General features: G+C 56.0%; 15 protein-coding genes and 1 other RNA gene. 4 read left to right on the forward strand and 12 right to left on the reverse strand.

Annotation, left to right across the window (positions count from 1 at the left end; all coding sequences use genetic code 11):
• Window positions 1–335 precede the first annotated feature (335 nt).
• The 8 genes from corA to QLG07_RS12580 all read right to left on the reverse strand — a co-directional run bounded on the left by corA (window position 336) and on the right by QLG07_RS12580 (window position 9,855).
• On the reverse strand, window positions 336–1,295 hold the full coding sequence (gene corA, locus QLG07_RS12545; protein WP_048914369.1) for a magnesium/cobalt transporter CorA: 960 nt from the start codon (window positions 1,293–1,295) through the stop codon (window positions 336–338).
• A 288-nt stretch (window positions 1,296–1,583) separates the two neighbouring features.
• The gene (uvrD, locus tag QLG07_RS12550; protein WP_282469320.1) at window positions 1,584–3,746 is read right to left on the reverse strand and encodes a DNA helicase II; all 2,163 of its coding nucleotides are present in this window, start codon (window positions 3,744–3,746) and stop codon (window positions 1,584–1,586) included.
• 59 nt (window positions 3,747–3,805) lie between these two features.
• The gene (yigB, locus tag QLG07_RS12555; RefSeq protein WP_133622252.1) at window positions 3,806–4,522 is read right to left on the reverse strand and encodes a 5-amino-6-(5-phospho-D-ribitylamino)uracil phosphatase YigB; all 717 of its coding nucleotides are present in this window, start codon (window positions 4,520–4,522) and stop codon (window positions 3,806–3,808) included.
• The gene (gene xerC / locus QLG07_RS12560) at window positions 4,522–5,430 is read right to left on the reverse strand and encodes a tyrosine recombinase XerC (protein ID WP_282469321.1); all 909 of its coding nucleotides are present in this window, start codon (window positions 5,428–5,430) and stop codon (window positions 4,522–4,524) included. Before xerC ends, yigB begins: the two co-directional genes overlap by 1 nt.
• On the reverse strand, window positions 5,427–6,137 hold the full coding sequence (locus tag QLG07_RS12565; RefSeq protein WP_282469322.1) for a DUF484 domain-containing protein: 711 nt from the start codon (window positions 6,135–6,137) through the stop codon (window positions 5,427–5,429). The genes xerC and QLG07_RS12565 overlap by 4 nt, the downstream gene beginning before the upstream one ends.
• Complete coding sequence (gene dapF, locus QLG07_RS12570; RefSeq protein ID WP_282469323.1) at window positions 6,134–6,958, reverse strand: diaminopimelate epimerase; 825 nt, start codon at window positions 6,956–6,958, stop codon at window positions 6,134–6,136. The genes QLG07_RS12565 and dapF overlap by 4 nt, the downstream gene beginning before the upstream one ends.
• 27 nt (window positions 6,959–6,985) lie before the next feature.
• The gene (locus QLG07_RS12575; protein ID WP_282469324.1) at window positions 6,986–7,195 is read right to left on the reverse strand and encodes a lipoprotein; all 210 of its coding nucleotides are present in this window, start codon (window positions 7,193–7,195) and stop codon (window positions 6,986–6,988) included.
• 104 nt (window positions 7,196–7,299) lie between these two features.
• A complete protein-coding gene (locus QLG07_RS12580) occupies window positions 7,300–9,855 on the reverse strand; it encodes a class I adenylate cyclase (RefSeq protein WP_133622254.1) in 2,556 nt (851 codons plus the stop codon).
• A gap of 291 nt (window positions 9,856–10,146) precedes the next feature.
• On the opposite strand from QLG07_RS12580, the gene hemC reads away from it, so the two are divergent.
• From hemC to hemY, 4 genes are read left to right on the forward strand one after another with little or no spacing between them, the layout of a single operon-like run.
• Window positions 10,147–11,088 carry a hydroxymethylbilane synthase gene (hemC, locus tag QLG07_RS12585; RefSeq protein ID WP_048914363.1) on the forward strand — a complete coding sequence of 314 codons (942 nt, stop codon included), beginning with the start codon at window positions 10,147–10,149 and terminating at the stop codon, window positions 11,086–11,088.
• On the forward strand, window positions 11,085–11,831 hold the full coding sequence (gene hemD / locus QLG07_RS12590) for a uroporphyrinogen-III synthase (RefSeq protein ID WP_048914362.1): 747 nt from the start codon (window positions 11,085–11,087) through the stop codon (window positions 11,829–11,831). The genes hemC and hemD overlap by 4 nt, the downstream gene beginning before the upstream one ends.
• A 6-nt stretch (window positions 11,832–11,837) precedes the next feature.
• A complete protein-coding gene (gene hemX, locus QLG07_RS12595; protein WP_048914361.1) occupies window positions 11,838–12,977 on the forward strand; it encodes a uroporphyrinogen-III C-methyltransferase in 1,140 nt (379 codons plus the stop codon).
• Between the two features lie 2 nt (window positions 12,978–12,979).
• The gene (hemY, locus tag QLG07_RS12600) at window positions 12,980–14,170 is read left to right on the forward strand and encodes a protoheme IX biogenesis protein HemY (protein ID WP_282469325.1); all 1,191 of its coding nucleotides are present in this window, start codon (window positions 12,980–12,982) and stop codon (window positions 14,168–14,170) included.
• A gap of 556 nt (window positions 14,171–14,726) precedes the next feature.
• Here the strand turns inward: hemY and QLG07_RS12605 are convergent.
• From QLG07_RS12605 to QLG07_RS12620, 4 genes are all read right to left on the reverse strand, one after another.
• Window positions 14,727–15,170, reverse strand: coding sequence for a hypothetical protein (locus QLG07_RS12605; protein ID WP_282469326.1), 444 nt, complete (start codon window positions 15,168–15,170; stop codon window positions 14,727–14,729).
• A 112-nt stretch (window positions 15,171–15,282) separates the two neighbouring features.
• A complete protein-coding gene (locus QLG07_RS12610; RefSeq protein ID WP_282469327.1) occupies window positions 15,283–15,534 on the reverse strand; it encodes a hypothetical protein in 252 nt (83 codons plus the stop codon).
• Window positions 15,535–15,581: 47 nt separating this feature from the next.
• The gene (locus tag QLG07_RS12615) at window positions 15,582–16,061 is read right to left on the reverse strand and encodes an Hcp family type VI secretion system effector (RefSeq protein WP_282469328.1); all 480 of its coding nucleotides are present in this window, start codon (window positions 16,059–16,061) and stop codon (window positions 15,582–15,584) included.
• A gap of 185 nt (window positions 16,062–16,246) precedes the next feature.
• Window positions 16,247–16,372, reverse strand: a non-coding RNA gene (locus QLG07_RS12620) — RtT sRNA.
• Window positions 16,373–16,456: the final 84 nt, after the last annotated feature.

Raw genomic sequence — 16,456 nt, forward strand, 5'->3', positions numbered from 1 at the left:
GAGGGATCTCACAATGACCAGGCGGGGTCCCGATCCCATCTTTCTTTCCTTTTCTCCACTCAGTCACCTTCACCCTGTCGCATCTCACTATCAGGCAATGCGCCACTCCAGGACCCGTCTTGTATTCATCGTCCCGCCGCATCAACCATCCCTAACCGTGGCAAAATGCCGCGTCTGATGAGAAGCCTCGTCAGCCTTAACCTCAGCGCGAGGTTAATGAGCAGAGTCGTGCTGCTATTTACTGATAATGAGTTAACAATAAAACCGGTCGTTCAAGCTGCCAGTAATTGTCTACGTAAGCAAACCCCGCTGAACGCGGGGTTTTTACTCTTATCTTACAGCCAGTTTTTACGCTTAAAGTAGGCGTAAGGTGCCAGCCCCGCCAGGATCATCAGGGTAATCGCCCCTGGATAGCCAAAGCTCCACTTCAGCTCCGGCATAAATTCAAAGTTCATCCCGTAGCTGGAAGCCACCAGCGTTGGCGGCAGGAACACCACCGAAACCACCGAGAAGATCTTGATAATGCGGTTCTGCTCAATATTGATAAAGCCCATTGCCGCCTGCATCAGGAAGTTGACCTTCTGGAACAGCGACTCGTTGTGCGGCAGCAGGGATTCGATATCGCGCAGGATCTCGCGCGCCTGCTCCAGCTGGTTACCCGGCAGGCGGGCCTTGCGCACCAGGAAGTTAAGCGCGCGCTGGGTATCCATCAGACACAGGCGCACTTTCCAGCCAATATCTTCCAGCTCCGCCAGCGTCGACAGCGCTTCGTCGAAGGCATCGCCCTGCTGCCCTTCCATAATCACGCGGCTGAGCTTTTCCAGGTCGCTGTAGATATTTTCAATCTCATCCGCCAGCTGTTCGATCTTGGTTTCAAACAGGTCAAGCAGCAGCTCGAAGGCATTGCCGTCGATTAGCGTCTGATTGCGGGCGCGCATGCGGTAGAGACGGAACGCCGGCAGCTCGCGCTCGCGCAGCGTATAGAGTCGCCCTTCGCGGATGGTGAACGCCACGGTGGAGTTACCCGCGTGATCGTCCGCATCCTCATAGAAGAAAAAGGAGTGGATATGCAGGCCATCTTCGTCTTCGAAGAAACGCGCCGAGGCTTCGATATCTTCCAGTTCAGGACGTGTCGCAAGGCTCTGACCCAGTTCGGTCTGCACACGGTCACGCTCGGTTTCTTCAGGTTCAATCAGGTCGACCCAAACGGACCCCGTCAGCTCTTCACTGGCATCAGCATCATCCAGTTCAAGGCGGGTCAGACGGTTTTGATGCAGTTTAAATGCGCTCAGCATAGCTGTACTCCCAATTCGTAACAACAAATGGGACAAAGCGTTGAACACGGGAAACAAGCGTTTCAGTCAGCGAGCAAAACTGACTCAGTGCGACGATATACGGGGGTCGCCAACAACCACGAAGGCTATCGGCAAAGGAGGATAGCCTTAGGAGTTGTACCTGGTGAGCAGGTCAATGAGCCAGTATGTACTGGGTGTGTCCAAGGCGGGTGTCCTCTAAGGGTAATGGTGGGCGCATGTTACGCTGAGACGAAAAAGCCGTCAAGCAGGCCACGCGCCCGTAAAGTATCAGACTGTTTCCAGTTTCGCGTAGGCCGCAACCAGCCACTTTATGCCCTGCCCCTGGAACGCGACCTGCAGACGACTGTGTTCGCCGCTGCCCTCCAGATTGACGATAGTCCCTTCACCAAACTTGGCGTGGCGCACGCGCTGACCAAGGGCAAAGCCACTGTCGTTTTGTGCTACCGGCGTGCCCATGCGCTGATGACTCACCGGCCGGGTAACGCTGGCGCGCAGGCGAACCTCCTCGATGCACTCTTCCGGCAGCTCGCCGATAAAGCGCGACGGACGGTGATACACCTCTTTGCCATACAAACGTCGGGTTTCCGCATAGGTCAGGGTCAGCTTTTGCATGGCACGCGTCACGCCAACGTAGGCCAGACGACGCTCTTCCTCCAGCCGCCCGCCCTCATCCAGCGACATCTGGCTCGGGAACATCCCCTCTTCCATGCCGACGATAAACACCTGCATAAACTCCAGCCCTTTGGCCGAGTGGAGGGTCATCAGCTGCACCGCATCCTGCCATTTGTCAGCCTGGCCTTCACCCGCTTCCAGCGCGGCATGGGACAGGAACGCCTGAAGCGGCATCAGATCTTCATCTTCATCCTGATAGGCATACTGGCGCGTGGCGTTTACCAGCTCCTCAAGGTTCTCAATACGCGCCTGGCCCTTCTCACCTTTCTCCTGCTCGTACATGATCCACAGGCCGGAGTCTTTGATTACCCGGTCGGTCTGTACGTGCAGCGGCATCTCAACCGTTTCCTGCGCCAGCGAGTCGACCAGTTCGATAAAGCGCTGCAGCGCGGAGGCAGCACGCCCGGCCAGCGCTTTCTCCTGCAATAGCGCACGCGTAGCCTGCCACAGCGTCAGCTGGCGCTCGCGCGAAGTCTGGCGCACCACATCCAGCGTGCGGTCGCCAATACCGCGCGTTGGCGTATTTACCACGCGCTCAAATGCCGCGTCATCGTTGCGGTTAGAGATCAGACGCAGATAGGCCAGCGCATCTTTGATCTCCTGCCGTTCGAAGAAGCGCATCCCGCCGTAAATCCGGTAAGGCAGGCTGGTTTGCAGCAGCGCCTCTTCCAGCACGCGCGACTGGGCGTTACTGCGGTAGAGAATGGCACAGTCGTTCAGCGCGCCGCCGTTCTCCATCCACACCTTAATGCGGTTTACCACAAAGCGCGCTTCGTCCAGCTCGTTAAACGCGCAGTAAATGGCGATCGGTTCACCGTCGCTGTCTTCGGTCCACAGCTCTTTACCCAGGCGCCCGTTGTTGTTAGCGATCAGGGTGTTGGCGGCTTTAAGGATGTTGTTGGTCGAGCGGTAGTTCTGCTCAAGACGGATAGTTTCCGCGCCGGGAAAATCGTTGAGGAAACGCTGGATATTTTCCACCTGCGCCCCGCGCCAGCCGTAGATTGACTGGTCATCATCGCCGACGATAATTACTTTGCCGCTGTCGCCCGCCAGCATGCGGATCCAGGCGTACTGGATGTTGTTAGTATCCTGGAACTCGTCCACCAGAATATTGGTGAAGCGCTCGCGGTAGTGATTAAGGATATGCGGCTTGTTCAGCCACAGCTCGTGTGCACGCAGCAGCAGCTCGGCGAAGTCCACCAGCCCGGCGCGATCGCAGGCTTCCTGATAGGCCTGGTAGATCCTCAGCCAGGTCTGCTCAATCGGGTTGCCGTAGCTCTCAATATGTTTCGGCCGCAGCCCTTCATCTTTTTTGCCGTTGATGTACCACATCCCCTGGCGGGCCGGCCACTGCTTCTCATCAAGGTTCATCGCCTTGATCAGGCGCTTAAGCAGGCGCAGCTGGTCTTCACTGTCGAGGATCTGAAAATCCTGCGGCAGGTTAGCATCGAGGTGGTGCGCACGCAGCAGGCGGTGCGCCAGGCCGTGGAAGGTCCCGATCCACATGCCGCCCTGACTGGTGCCGATCAGCTGCTCGATGCGGTGGCGCATCTCCGCCGCCGCTTTATTGGTGAAGGTGACGGCCATGATCGAATACGGAGAACAGTTTTCAACCGCCATCAGCCAGGCAATGCGATGCACCAGCACGCGGGTTTTACCACTGCCGGCACCGGCCAGCACCAGCAGGTTGCTGCGCGGGGCGGCTACGGCTTCGCGTTGTTTGTCATTCAAGCTGTCGAGCAGGTCAGAAACGTCCATAGGCACCGTCGGAGATCGGGGGCGGCGTCAGGCCACCCACTGGATATTTAACCAGCTTATTATACAAGCGCAGTTAAAGAAGCCAACTGCGAAATTTCCAGCGTGGGAAGCAGGCGGGTATCGTCGATATGCATCAGATTCCCTTCACGCAGGTTAATCCAGCACGCCTGCATCCCGCAGCGAACCGCACCGGCAACATCGGTGGTGAGATCGTCACCGATATGCAGGATCTGCTCAGGACGCAGATTCAGCTTTTCAGCCGCCGTTTGATACATATCCTGATACGGTTTAGCACGCCCGTCCGGACCGGCACGCAGCACAAACTGGAAGTAGTGATCCAGCCCGCACAGATGCGGTTCAGCGTTACCGTTGGTGATCGCCACCAGCGGAATGCGTTTGGCCAGCGCGCTCAGCGTCTGGTGCGTCTCTTCAGGAATGTCGATCTGGCTGCGCCAGTGGGCGAACACGTCCATCACCTCGCGCGAGCCGCTGGCGGCCTGGGTCGCAGCAATACCGACATCCAGCATCGCCTGCTCAACCGCACGGCGGCGCCATTCGCTAACGTCATGATAGATTTCCGGCTCGGCGGCCAGCAGGCGATCGCGCACCTGCTGATACTGTTCAACGCTGTAATCCTTCAGTAAAGGATGATGCGCCTGCAGCGCAGCGTGGGACTCTTTAGTGGTACGACGGATCACCGGGGAGTTGTCATACAGGGTGTCGTCGAGATCGAAGGTCATCGCCGCAATCGGGCGCAGTGGTCGGTAAAAGTGCATCAGGATTTTCCTCGTTTCGCACGGGGATGAGCAGCATCGTAAACCGACGCCAGGTGTTGAAAGTCGAGATGAGTATAGATCTGGGTGGTGGTCAGGTTGGCATGACCCAGCAGCTCCTGCACCGCACGCAAATCTCCGCTGGATTCCAGCATATGCGTGGCAAAAGAGTGGCGCAGTTTGTGCGGATGTACGTGGCCCGACAGCCCCTGCTTCACGCCCCATTCGGCAAAGCGCTTCTGTACATTGCGCGCCGAGATACGCCGGCCCTGTTTCGCCAGGAACAGCGCGTTATCTTCGGGTACAAACAGCTCGCGCAGCGCCAGCCAGTGTTCAAGCCACAGCACCGCCGTGCGGCCAATCGGCAGGCGGCGCTCTTTGCTGCCTTTACCCATCACCCAGACTTCACCCGTCGCGAGGTCGAGATGACCGAGGTCGATACCGACCAGTTCAGACAGACGCAGCCCTGCGCCGTACATCACTTCCAGCATCGCCCGGTCACGCACCGCCAGCGGATCGTTAAGGTCGATCTCCAGCAGGCGATCCACTTCATCGACATCAATATTTTTCGGCAGGTGGCGCGGCGCACGCGGCGTCGCCACCCCTTTCGCCGGGTTCGCTTTAATCACGCCCTGGCTAATCAGCCAGTCAAGAAAACTGCGCAGCGCAGAGAGGCGCAGCGCCAGGCTGGCGGGTTTCAGTCCGCTGCGGCTGCTGCGTGCAGCCAGCGAACGTACCAGCGCGGCATCGAGGCGCGGCCAGTCGCTGACCTTGAGTTCGTCCAGCAGGGCGATAACTGCCGTCAGCTGGCGCTGGTAGTTGATCTGGGTCAGCGGGCTGAGCTGGCGCTCAACCTTCAGGTAACGCAGGAAGCCCTCTACGGCAGGTTGCAGAGGCGATTCGCTGCTCACACGCGCTCAATCCAGCGCGACAGCAGCTGCGGCAGCATTAGCGCCAGGTGCTGGAGCAGGACGGTACCCATCCCGGACTGATAGTGCTGGCTGTCGCGGCTGCTGAAGATCAGCACGCCGAGGTCGCCCTCTTCGCCCAGCAGCGACAGGGCGACTGAACCGATGGCTTTCGCCTGCGGTAACAGCAGCAGCAGTTCAGGGCCGTTGAGGCTGCCGAGATAGTGATTCTGCTTGCCAAGACGCTGAATGCGCACGGATTCGAAAGCCTGACGCGGCAACGCCAGCTGGGTGAAATCGGATGGCGCACCGATATGCCATTTCTCACTGAACAGGCGGATGTTCGCCCCGGCCAGCCCAAATTCACGCGCCCAGCGGTGCAGACGATTCAGCATCTCATGCAGGCTCGGGGCCGAAGCCAGCTGCGCCTGCAGCGCAAACAGCCGATCGAACAGCTGCTGGTTGGCGCTCGCCTGCTCCATCAGCAGCGTAATCTCTTCTTCCAACTGCTGGATATGGTTGCGCTGGCGCGCCAGCTGCCACTCGACCAGCGACACGGTGCCGCGCACCGGGTGCGGTACCAGCATCTGTTCAACCTGGCGCGCATTGCGAATAAAGAAGTCTGGATTTTGCAGCAGAAAATCGCTGACGGCGCGATCGTCCAGCAGAAGTTCGCTCTCTTCCTGCTGTGGCTCCCCGACATATTTCATAGATGAATAAACCCGTCGTAAACGTGAGTGGCTGGCCCGGTCATGTACAGCGGATGCCCCGGACCTTTCCAGGCGACGTGCAACGTGCCGCCAGGCAGGTCGACCCGCACTTTATCGCTCAGCAGCGCCTGCTGAATTCCCACCGCCACCGCCGCACAGGCGCCGCTGCCGCAGGCCTGGGTTTCTCCCGCGCCGCGTTCATAGACGCGCAGGCGAATGTGTTCACGGCTGACCACTTCCATAAAGCCGACGTTAACGCGCTCCGGGAAGCGCTCGTGGCTTTCCAGCACCGGTCCGAGGACCTCGACCGTGGCGGTCTGAATGCTTTCAACCTGCAGCACGCAGTGAGGATTACCCATCGACACTACGCCGCACATCACCGTTTGCTCAGCGGCGCGCATCAGATAGATAGATTCGGCTTTGTTGGCGCGGAACGGCACTTGCTGCGGCTCAAAATTCGGCTCGCCCATATTCACGCACACCAGTTCATCCTGGTTGACGCTCAGCACCATGCGGCCATTTTGCGTACTGACGCGAATATCGCTTTTATTGGTCAGCCCTTTCAGGCGCACAAAGCGGGCAAAACAGCGCGCGCCATTGCCGCACTGCGCAACTTCACTGCCGTCGGCGTTGAAGATACGGTAGTGAAAATCGAGATCGGGATCGTAAGGCGGTTCGACGATCAGCAACTGATCAAAGCCGATCCCCAGATGACGATCGGCCAGGCGGCGGATCAGCTCTGGAGAGAAATAGACGTTTTGCGTGACGGCATCCACAACCATAAAGTCGTTGCCAAGGCCGTGCATTTTTGAGAACTGCATTTTCTGCTCCGCCGGGTGCGTCATGGGTTACTGAGCCGGTTGCACACTCGTCCCGCCGCTTGCAGGCGTTTGCCCGGTATCGGTGGATGGCGTCGTTGATGGCGTGGTTTGGACCGGTTGGGTCGCCTGTGACTTCGGCTGCTCATCCTTTGGGAAATAGAGCGGCCCTTTTAGCCCGCATCCCGCCAGGCTGACGACAGTCAGTAACAGTGCCAGCTGGCAAATCGTTTTCTTCATTCTTTTCTGCTCGTGAAAGATACCTAATGCTGTCTATCATCGCAGCTGAAGTTCGAAAAGCAACAGGAAAAGCGAATCGCGCAGCAGAAGCCGCCGTGACGCTATTAATGCATCTGATAGCGCTGGGCGTAATCTTCGCTGGAGCCGCTTTCCGGTAGCGTGGCGCACAGCTGGGTCAGAGTCTGACTGCGAAACGGGATCACCTGGAAGCGATCGTCAAGCGGCACAATCTGGTAGAACTGCGGCAGATTGAAGTTGATAAAGCTGGAACCGTAGGTGAAGCGATCGTGTGAAGAGGAGTAGAAGCGGCTGACGTCGCGCACCAGCTCCTCTTTACTGCCTTCGCAATGGTGATAAACCTCAACGCGGTTAGTTTCGTCGAGGATATAGATATTGAAGCCGCGATCGTCGCGCGTGTCTTCAAAGAAGAACTGGATAATCCCTTCGCTGGCGTAGCCGTTCACCACTGCCGGTAAGCGCGCCTGGTCAGTTTCCACCTTCAGCGACAGGCCGTGCAGCTTGTTATTGGAGATAGCACCGTAGAACTCCACGGCATTTTCCAGCTTCTGTACTGACACGCTGAGGCGCTCAAAGAACAGCCCCCACGTCTGGCCCGCCACGCGCAGCGCTTTAAAACGGCCTGGCTCATGGCGGGTACTGGAGAGACGCAGCTCAACACACTCGGACACCAGCTGCTGCACGCGGGTACGGATCAGTCCGCGCAGATGCTGGCTGTAGCAGAACACCTCAACATTATCCGGCGGTGAGGCGTCCTGATGCATTTTGCCGAGGATGGTTTTCAGCGCTTCGATCATCGACTGCTCGCCGTTGAAATGCAGGGTACGCACTTCATTCCACGAGTTGCGGTACAGCAGATCGATGCTGCCAATCAGGCACTGCTGCTGCTGGCCAAAGCTGAACACGTCCAGCTTGCGGAAATCAAAGTGAACCACCTGATTGCGGAACGCGGCCGTCGGGTCATATTCGAGATTGACGATAATGGCCAGATGGCGAATTTCGCAGGGGCTGTAGAGCGCTTTGGGCGTCGGAGAAGGCAGGCGCAGCGGGAAATGGTGTGACACATCGGCCACCAGCTCCTGCAGACGCGCCAGGTCGCAAATCTCATTGCCTTTAATATGCAGCCTTGTTTTGCTGGTCAGCAATCCGTTGAACCATGCCCACGCCACCAGCTTATTGAGATAGCGGTTATATTCCAGCGGCTGATGGCTGATGATCGAGCTCATATCCGGCGACTGGTTGTACAGATACCAGCCTGCACGATTGGCGCGGCCGTTAGGCACGTGAATAAAGGTCAGGTGCTGCTCAGAGAGATCCGGGGAGATCTGCGGGTTCAGTAGCGTGACTTTCCCCGGCAGCGCTTCGAACGCGGCATACAGTTTACGCGTCAGTACGCCAATATCCTGCGGGCTGGCACTCACGCTTAAATTGTTGCGCCGCGCAAAGCGGATCAGGTTGCGATAGCTCTGCATCATCGCGTCTAACAGCTCGTTGTGCGCTTCGCGTACCTGGCCGATTTTCCAGTCGGCTCGGCTGTCGAGCATCGCCAGACGTGCGCTGTCCCAGCCCCACTCTTTTACCTGCTGGCTGAGGATCTCGCGGCGCCAGCCGGCATCCTCTGTCGCGAGTGAGAGCTTCTCACACACTTTCAGATAGAAACAGCGGCGCACCAGATCAAGGCGTGCGTGGTCGTCAATGCTGGTCAGATAGTGCGTTACCCGCTCCAGCATCATGCAGTAAGGATCCAGCCCGTAGCAGACGATTTCTCCATCGTGCAGGCGCTGTTTGATATCCATTGCCAGCAGGCGGGTGGCCGGATATTCCCATGAATAGGCTTCCAGCAGCAGGGTTTTCAACACGGCTTTGTACGGCGAGTCGATACTTTTATACAGCTGCCACAGGCTGGCGCCGAAATACTCTTCCGCCGACAGCGTGCCGAGGCCACCGAGGTCGAGCCACTCGTTGGGCGTCAGCACACCCTGCTGATACAACGACATCACATAGTCGTCGTAATGCTCTTCCTCTTCACGCGGCACCATATTCCACAGAATTCGTTTGCCCGCCATGCGCACGGCGGTGCGATAGAACTCATCAAGCAGCAGAATGTGCTGGGTTGAACCACAGTCTTCTCCACCCAGGTTACCGCTCTCATTATGACGGAAGCGGTTTTCATCAATCAGGAAGAAGCTGGCTTCCACCCCCATCGAGGCGCACCACTTCTGCAGCAGGGTGCATTTTTTTTGCAGGCTGAGGCGCTCGTCATTGTCCAGCCATGACTGATGGCAGACCCAGATATCGAGGTCAGAGGTGTAGTTTTGGCCGATAGAGGAGGTGCTGCCCATGGAGTAAACGCCGGTAATCGGCATTTCACCCGCGGCGGGAATGGCGGCAAGAGATCCGGATTTATCTTCCAAATCATTAAGATAGCTAATCTGGCTTTCATCAGGCGAGTAGAAGCTGATGCCATGTGGAACGTTACCTTCAAGGTAACCCGGCATCAGCGGATGATGACAATGTAATAAGGTCGGCAGCAGACTGTAAACCTGTTGGAATGCAGGTCCCATAGCGGCCAGTGCGCGGTCAACGCGCAGCTGGTTAATGGCATCCAGTCTCTGTTTCAGTGTCTCAATGTAGAGGTACAAGACGTCTCGCCTGATTGTCCCAGTGCTTACACCCTTATGGACTGAAAAGGGTATATAAAAGTTCGGTTTCCGAAATCTGCCGTTTGCTTTAAAAATAGTCGTGCAGATTTTTGCTGGAAACGTGATCAATCTAACACCTGGCAGATTGACCGTAAAGAAAGTTGCGCTACTTAACAGTTTAGCACATTTTGCGTTCAACCCACTGCAATACGTCCGTGTGCCGCCGTTTAACTGACAGCCTTCCCGGTTCAATGATAGGATAATCAGTGAACGATCAAAACGGTATCAAGCATGTTAGACAAAATTTTAAGAATTGCCACCAGGCAAAGTCCGCTGGCCTTATGGCAGGCGGAGTACGTACAGCAGCGTTTAACCGCCAGCCATCCGGGGCTGCGCGTCGAACTGGTGCCGATGGTCACCAAGGGTGATGTGATCCTTGACACCCCACTGGCGAAGGTGGGCGGCAAGGGTCTGTTCGTCAAAGAGCTGGAACAGGCGATGCTGGAAGGCCGCGCCGATATTGCCGTGCACTCGATGAAAGATGTCCCGGTCGCTTTTCCTGAGGGTTTGGGGCTGGTGACGATCTGTGAACGAGAAGATCCGCACGATGCGTTTGTCTCCCATCATTATGATTCGGTTGACGCGCTGCCGCAGGGGGCCATTGTCGGCACTTCCAGCCTGCGCCGTCAGTGCCAGATCAGCGCACGTCGTCCGGATCTGGTGATCCGCTCGCTGCGGGGTAACGTCGGCACTCGCTTAAGCAAGCTGGATGCCGGAGAGTATGACGCGATTATTTTGGCCGTGGCCGGATTAAAGCGCCTGGGCCTTGGCGATCGCATTCGCCAGATCATGCCCGCTGAGGAGTCGCTTCCTGCCGTTGGCCAGGGCGCGGTGGGCATTGAGTGCCGCCTTGATGATGCTTACACCATCGGGCTACTGGCAGCGCTGAATGATGCAGACACGGCCTGCCGCGTGCTGGCTGAACGTGCGATGAACACCCGGCTGGAAGGTGGCTGTCAGGTGCCTATCGGCAGCTTCGCGCTGCTGGAAGGTGAGCAGCTGTGGCTGCGCGGTCTGGTGGGTTCACCGGACGGCAGTCAAATGGTCAGCGGTGAACGCCGTGGCCCGCGTGCGGATGCCGAGAAAATGGGAATTTCGCTGGCGGAAGAGCTGCTGGATAACGGCGCGCGCGAAATTCTCGCCGAGGTTTATCAGGGAAATCCACCAACATGAGTATCCTGGTAACCCGTCCGTCACCTGCCGCAGATGAGCTGGTCAGCCGTTTGTGCGCACGCGGCCAGGTTGCCTGGGCCTTTCCGCTGATTGAATTTACCCCCGGAACTCAGCTGGACCTTCTACCCGCACGCCTGAGCGCATTGCAGGACGGGGATCTGGTGTTTATTCTCTCACAGCACGCCATTCACTATGCTCAGCCTGCGTTAATGCGCGCCGGAGCAACATGGCCCGCCAGCCTGAACTATTATGCTATAGGCCGCAGCACCGCGCTGGCGCTGCATGCCGTCAGCGGTTACGACGTAGTCTGGCCGCACGAGCAGGAAACCAGTGAAATTCTTATTCAACTCCCGGCGCTGCAGGCGGTCGCTGGCAAGCGGGCGTTGATTCTGCGCGGCAACGGCGGGCGTGAATTACTGGCGGAAACTTTGCTTAACCGTGGCGCTCAGGTAGAGTTTATTGAGTGCTATCAACGGTGTGCAAAGTATTACCACGGCGCGGAGCAGGGCCGGCGCTGGCGCAATCAGGGAATAGATACCCTGGTGGTCACCAGCGGTGAGATGCTGCAACAGCTTTACTCGCTATTCCCCGAGGTCGATCGGGATGAATGGCTTCTGCACTGTCGGCTTGTTGTCGTCAGTGAACGTTTGGCTACCCTGGCCAGGGAACTGGGCTGGGCGAACATCTGTGTCGCCGGGGGTGCCGATAATGACGCGTTACTACGCGCACTTAATATGGGATGAGCCATTATGACGGAACACAAAGATTCCTCCGCCATGGTTGAAGAGACCACCCCAGCGGTTGAAACCTCAACACCTGAATCTACGCCAGCGCGTAAAGCGAAAAATAGCGCCACCGTGCTCAGCATTGTCGCTATCGCGATTGCGCTGGCAGTGGGCGGTGGCCTCTATATGTATGGGAAGCATCAGGCTCAACAGCAGGCTGCTGCCAGCCAGGCACTGGCCGCACAGCTCTCTGAACTGCAGCAGCAGTCGGTCAGCGACCGGCAGTCACTGGTTCAGCAGCTGGCAACGCAGACCAGCGCACTGGATACAGCGCGTCAGCAGCAAACGGCGATGAGCCAGCAGCTCGACGAACTGAAAGAGAAGGTTGCGACGATTTCCGGCAGCGATGCACAGACCTGGCTGCTGGCCCAGTCTGATTATCTGGTGAAAATGGCCGGGCGTAAGCTGTGGAGCGATCAGGATGTCACCACCGCCGCCGCGCTGCTGAAGAGCGCCGACGCCAGCCTGGCCGACATGAACGATCCCAGCCTGATCGACGCACGTCGCGCCCTGGCGCAGGATATCAGCACGCTTTCCACCCTCAGCCAGGTCGACTATGACGGCATCATCCTTAAGCTGAACCAGCTGTCTAACGGCGTGGATAATCTGCGCCTTGCCGACAACAACAGCGATGATGAGCCAATGGATGCCGACAGCGGCGAACTCTCTTCATCCCTGCGTGAATGGCGCCAGAACCTGGTGAAAAGCTGGCATAACTTTATGGATGATTTCATCACCATCCGCCGCCGCGATGCCACCGCTGAGCCGCTGCTGGCACCGAATCAGGACGTTTATCTGCGTGAAAATATCCGTTCGCGCCTGTTGATTGCCGCCCAGGCCGTACCGCGCCATCAGGACGAAATCTATAAGCAGTCGATCGATACCGTTTCCGCCTGGGTGCGTGCCTGGTTCGATACTAACGATGCCAGCACCAAGGCGTTTCTCAGCCAGCTCGATGAACTGAGCCAGCAGAGCGTGTCGATGGACGTGCCGGACGCGCTGGAAAGCCAGCCACTGCTGGATAAATTGATGCAGACCCGCGTACGTAACCTGTTGGCACAACCTTCTGTTAATGCCGCTAAACCCACGCAGCAGGGAGAATAACCATGTTAAAAGTTCTCCTTCTTTTCCTGCTGTTAATCGCTGGCGTGGTGATTGGCCCAATGATAGCGGGCCATCAGGGCTATGTGCTGATCCAGACCGATAACTGGAATATTGAAACCAGCGTGACTGGCCTGGTGATTATGCTGGTGCTGGCGCTGCTGGCGATCCTCGCTATCGAATGGCTGCTGCGCCGCATTTTCCGCACCGGTGCCCGCACCCGTGGCTGGTTCACAGGTCGTAAACGCCGTAGCGCCCGCAAGCAGACCAATGCTGCGCTGGTGAAGCTGGCGGAAGGTGACTACCAGCAGGTGGAAAAACTGCTGTCGCGCCATGCCGATCACGCTGAGCAGCCGATGGTCAACTATCTGCTGGCCGCTGAGGCCGCCCAGCAGCGCGGTGACGAAATCCGCGCCAATCAGCATCTGGAACGTGCCACCGAGCTCAACGACGGCGACCCGCTGCCGGTTGAGATTACCCGCGTGCGCATCCAGCTGGCACGCAATGAAGATCACGCCGCCCGTCACGGCGTTGACCGCCTGCTGGAGATTGCTCCGCGTCATCCTGAAGTGCTGCGCCTGGCCGAGCAGGCTTACGTGCGTACTCAGGCATGGAGCGCGCTGTTAGATATTCTGCCAGCGATGGAGAAAGTGCAGGTGGGTGATGAAACTCATCGTGTTGCGCTACAGCAGCAGGCATGGCTGGGTCTGATGAGCCAGGCAATGGCCGATCAGGGCAGCGATGGCCTGAAGCGCTGGTGGCAGAATCAGAGCCGTAAAACGCGTCATGAAACTGCATTGCAGGTCGCCATGGCCGATCACCTGATCGTCTGTGACGACCATGACACCGCGCAGCAAATCGTGCTGGATGGCCTGAAGCGCCAGTATGACGAGCGCCTGGTGCTGCTGATGCCGCGCCTGAAAACCGGTAACCCGGAGCAGCTGGAAAAAGCACTGCGCCAGCAGATTAAGCAGCACGGCGCCACGCCGCTGCTGTACAGCACGCTGGGGCAACTGCTGATGCAGCACGGGGAGTGGGAACAGGCCAGTGAAGCCTTCCGTTCTGCGCTCGCGCAGCGCCCGGACGCGTTTGACTATGCCTGGCTGGCCGATACGCTGGACCGCCAGCACAAGCCGGAAGAAGCGGCCAGCATGCGTCGCGACGGCCTGCTGCTGACGCTGAAGAACACGCCGTAACTGCGGCCGGGCATGCCCGGCCCCTACCCTTCCTGTAGCCAATCCGATGCAAAAAAAAAGACCTGCCATCTGGCAGGTCTAAATATCAGGTCGGTTAAGACAACCGATTGGTACCCGACTCAACGTTTTGCCCGATAAATCCAATAAGGCGTAAGCGATATTGGCTGGCTGGACAACAGGTACCGTAATGTGGCTCTGCGTCATTCCCAGGTTTATGAAGCGTTAGCAAACATAAGAGGTGGAATGAGCATCTACGGGGAAATTATTGCATATGCCGTGCCAGAATGGCATAACTATGACTCTTAAAAATATATCTCTATGATTTATCTTGATTTAAAGTTCAGAAAAGCTAAAACCGCTCAGGAATGCTGTCGTTAAAAACCAACATCTCCCGCCTGAAGGCGTCTCTAATCGGAGACAAGTAATGCAAGTATGAGTAAATTCATTTTAAAACAATACGATAGACGTCACCTAACGGAGACGAAAGGTATCAGTGGCAGACTCCTTCATTCTGTAAAGGATGGACCACTGCTTTGATTCCTCCGCCGAGCCAGCTTTAGAATTCCCGCTTAACGACAATATAGCCGTTAAACCGCACCCCACATTCATATTTATTAGCCAGCGCGGATACCAGGAAAATATTTTCCTTTTTATCCTTGTTGTAATAATGGAATTTAATGATGAGATTGCGAGCATCATCTTCACTGTATATTTTTTTATAATCCTTAACAGATAGCCAGTCGTCAGGACTTTTCCTATATGACTCCCTTGCGAATTGACTTGCCAGCCGGTCACTCACTTTAGTATTAGCGATCAATTCTGTTGTTGTTGCACTTTGGTCTACCGTATCTATTAAAATCCCCATACCCAATTGATCCTCCATAATTCGCATCATTTGAATTCCGGTTGAAGATTTGGGTGATTTACACGGGTCATCTTTGATAACATCGGCAAATGCAGAAGCTGACAAGGTGATTAGTATCAGTAAGATATTTTTCATTTTACGATTAATTCCTTATCCATACTGTCCCATATTGCCTTTCTATCTTCAGGGTTAGCTACTATGCATCCGTTTGATGCTTCACCAAGATGTTTACGGCTATCCCCGTGGATCAAAAACCCACCCTTCCACACATATTGTTACTGGCATAAGGTTCCAGACGCAGCGTGAACCGACCTGCAGTGGGATGCTTAAAGGGTTGGCCCACAATACGGTATTTTCCTCTGGGTAATGGCCCTTTGTTAGCCAGACACTCGTATTGCGTATCATTTTTATAGCCCGGCGCACCAGCATATCTTGCACTAAACTTGAAATCATCATTTAAGAAAAAACTCTTTTTATTTACTTCATATACCCAAGCCATCTCTGTCTCCTTTTATTATAAATGGCGTATTACTACGCCATATCCCTTTAGGCTCTCTCTTTCCATGTATCAGAGTGGAGAATATTGCCTTCGCAATATTTCCAGGTTATCTTTTCATAGCGAATTAAAACGGATTCGAGGTGATTCATCTTTTCATGCGTTTTAATATTATGCATAATCGGATTAATACCGACGATTTTTACGTTTTCCAGCAACATGATGAAGTAAACTTCTTCCTGCCCGGCATGATTGATCCGATACCACCTTATCTCTACTGACTTCAGCGTTTGCCCGGTTGAAACCGCTTTGTAAAGATAGGGGCTGGACGAATCAAACTCTTTCTCGATTTCCATCGCGCTGTGCACGCGCACACCCGTTAATTTACCGGTAAAGTCATCGGTGGGGATATTTAAGCCATGCATAAAACTGACAACTTCAATACTACCTTCTCTGCCAGTGACATCCACAGAACCTTTGATATCGGCTCCGCCATCATCCTTAACCCACATATAAGCTGGGATTGCCATTTCTGACACCTTTTTGTTGAAAAAGCGGCCAATCTTAACCTTGTCAGATATGGGGGTTTTTGAAGCAGATCGCACTTTAAAAGCAGTTCAGGGTGAAAAGCATGAAAGGTTTATAAGCGCAAGTTTTGAGGGGGGAGTTTTCTACAGACGAAAAAAAACCTGCTTTTCAAGCAGGTTTCTTAAATTGGTCGGCGAGAGAGGATTGCGGCTCTGCGAGCCGCCCTGCGGGCCGTTGCTAAAGCAACGTTGTCTCGCTGCGCTCGGCTCAAACCTCCTTCGGAGGTTCTCATCCTCATTGGCTACAGACGAAAAAAAACCTGCTTTTTCAAGCAGGTTTCTTAAATTGGTCGGCGAGAGAGGATTCGAACCTCCGACCCACTGGTCCCAAACCAGTT

Origin of the sequence: Erwinia sp. V90_4 (assembly GCF_029967685.1) — a bacterium.
Lineage (GTDB): Bacteria > Pseudomonadota > Gammaproteobacteria > Enterobacterales > Enterobacteriaceae > Erwinia > Erwinia aphidicola.

Coding starts and splice junctions, on each gene's coding strand:
- corA (WP_048914369.1), bottom strand. CDS start 1,295: ATGCTGAGCGCATTTAAACTGCATCAAAACCGTCTGACCCGCCTTGAA.
- uvrD (WP_282469320.1), bottom strand. CDS start 3,746: ATGGACGTTTCTGACCTGCTCGACAGCTTGAATGACAAACAACGCGAA.
- yigB (WP_133622252.1), bottom strand. CDS start 4,522: ATGCACTTTTACCGACCACTGCGCCCGATTGCGGCGATGACCTTCGAT.
- QLG07_RS12565 (WP_282469322.1), bottom strand. CDS start 6,137: ATGAAATATGTCGGGGAGCCACAGCAGGAAGAGAGCGAACTTCTGCTG.
- dapF (WP_282469323.1), bottom strand. CDS start 6,958: ATGCAGTTCTCAAAAATGCACGGCCTTGGCAACGACTTTATGGTTGTG.
- QLG07_RS12575 (WP_282469324.1), bottom strand. CDS start 7,195: ATGAAGAAAACGATTTGCCAGCTGGCACTGTTACTGACTGTCGTCAGC.
- hemC (WP_048914363.1), top strand. CDS start 10,147: ATGTTAGACAAAATTTTAAGAATTGCCACCAGGCAAAGTCCGCTGGCC.
- hemD (WP_048914362.1), top strand. CDS start 11,085: ATGAGTATCCTGGTAACCCGTCCGTCACCTGCCGCAGATGAGCTGGTC.
- hemX (WP_048914361.1), top strand. CDS start 11,838: ATGACGGAACACAAAGATTCCTCCGCCATGGTTGAAGAGACCACCCCA.
- hemY (WP_282469325.1), top strand. CDS start 12,980: ATGTTAAAAGTTCTCCTTCTTTTCCTGCTGTTAATCGCTGGCGTGGTG.
- QLG07_RS12605 (WP_282469326.1), bottom strand. CDS start 15,170: ATGAAAAATATCTTACTGATACTAATCACCTTGTCAGCTTCTGCATTT.
- QLG07_RS12610 (WP_282469327.1), bottom strand. CDS start 15,534: ATGGCTTGGGTATATGAAGTAAATAAAAAGAGTTTTTTCTTAAATGAT.
- QLG07_RS12615 (WP_282469328.1), bottom strand. CDS start 16,061: ATGGCAATCCCAGCTTATATGTGGGTTAAGGATGATGGCGGAGCCGAT.